We start from the raw sequence: 1,879 nt of genomic DNA on the forward strand, positions 1-1,879 counted from the left end.
ACCATGCCGATCTCGCGAAGGGTCGGAACGCCGTCGAACATCCTGATTTCGACCGTGCCGAAATCGGGGTGCGGCCGTATGTCCCACCACACCTCCTTGATGCTCCGGATCGTTCCGGCGCGAAGCAGCGTGTCCATGTACTCCTCGAACTCAGTCCAGTCAGCGAGTGGCTGCGGCGGCCCCGAGGTCGGCAGGCCGCCGAAGATGACCGCACGGCTCGAGGCGAGCCCTGTGTCGTGCCCGCTCCAGAACGGGCTTGACGCAGTCAGCGCCAGAAAATGCGGCAGGTAAGCGGCAAGCGCATTGACGATGGGAATCGCCTTGCGCCCGTCCCTGATGCCGACGTGGACGTGGACTCCGAATGTCTGGATCCTTCGGGCCAGCCACTGCAACTGCTCTACGAGTTCTGCATAGCGCTGAATGGGAGCCATCTTGGCATCTCGCCAGTCGCTAACGGGATGCGTTCCGGCACAGGCCAGCATCGTACCGCGGCTGCCCGTGATTCGCTCAAGTTGCGCGATTGTCGCAGTAAGATCCTCCTTCGCCTCCGACACAGTGGTGCAGATGCCAGTGACCACCTCCACCGTCGATTGCATGAGCTCGTAACGGATCTTCGGGTTCTCACCGACCTCGCTGAGCGCTGGCAGCGCCGCCAGGACCTCGCGAGCGTCCTGCCGCAGCATCCTGCTTCTGCAGTCGATGAGCTGCAGTTCCCACTCGATACCCAGCGTTGCGCCGCGAGATGGGTTCCACCTTATGGCCACAGTGAGCCTCCATGGGCTGTATTTCCCGCGCACCACCGGCGCGGGGCGAGCTCTGCCGGGAAGGAGCAGCCCTCAGCGTCATTGCCGGGTGCGCGGGCCGGCCGGAGGCTGGCCCGAGCAGACGGCAGCGGATGCGGCGACGCCGGGAAGCGCCGTGGGGCGATCACCGGCGTGTGCCGGATGCGAGGGCCGGCCGGAGGCTGGCCCGAGCAGACGGCAGGGGGGCTCCGGGGGGCTTCGCCCCCCGGTCTGGGGGGTCCGGGGGGTTACCCCCCCGGGTCAACACAGCACCACATTCATTCCGACCGTCCCGCTCCGCCACGGCGTTCCTTACCCATGCGAACGGCGCACAAAGCTGCGTACGGCGCACAACGCAGACCGTGCTGCCGAAAGGGTCCGCCGAAAAGGCAACCGCTCAGTAGACGTCGGGCGGCTTGTAGACGCCCCAGACATCGCGCAGCGCGTCGCACACCTCACCGACGGTGGCGCGGGCGCGCAGCGCCTCGCGCAGCGGGTAGAGCAGGTTCTCCGCCGTGCCCGCCGCCCGCCGGAGGTCATCGATCCGGCGCGTGAGCTCCCTGGCGTCGCGGCCGCGGCGCAGCACGGCTAGCCGTTCGGCCTGGTCCCGCTCGATCGCGGGATCGACGCGCAGGGGCTGGTACGGCTCCTCCTCGGCGATGCCGAACCGGTTGACGCCGACGACCACGCGCTCTCCCGCGTCGACCTGCCGCGCGATCTGGTAGGCGGACCGCTCGATCTCGGTCTTCTGGAAGCCCTGCTCGATCGCGGCGACCGCTCCGCCGAGCTCCTCGACCTTCGCGATCAGGCCGGCGGCCTCCTGCTCGATCTCGCTGGTCATGGTCTCGATCGCGTAGGACCCGGCCAGCGGGTCCGCCGTCGCGGTCAGATCGGTCTCGTAGGCGAGAACCTGCTGGGTCCACACGGCGAGCCGGGCGGCCTTCTCGGTCGGCAGGGCGATCGCCTCGTCGTAGGCGTTCGTGTGCAGCGACTGGGTGCCGCCGAGCACGGCCGCGAGCGCCTGCACGGTCACCCGGGCCAGGTTCACCTCGGGCTGCTGGGCGGTCAGCTGCACGCCGGCCGTCTGCGTGTGGAAC

General features: G+C 68.7%; 2 protein-coding genes. Both read right to left on the reverse strand.

All coding sequences use genetic code 11. The features are described 5' to 3' along the window. Positions 1 to 764: glutamate--cysteine ligase (locus VGS97_RS18555; protein WP_349262183.1), on the reverse strand; the 764-nt coding region annotated here is incomplete at its 3' end. A 415-nt stretch (positions 765 to 1,179) separates the two neighbouring features. Then, a partial coding sequence (locus tag VGS97_RS18560) for a methylmalonyl-CoA mutase family protein (protein WP_326854838.1) occupies positions 1,180 to 1,879 on the reverse strand: 700 nt, incomplete at its 5' end.

Source organism: Actinocrinis sp. (genome assembly GCF_035946395.1).
Classification (GTDB): Bacteria; Actinomycetota; Actinomycetes; order Streptomycetales; family Catenulisporaceae; genus Actinocrinis.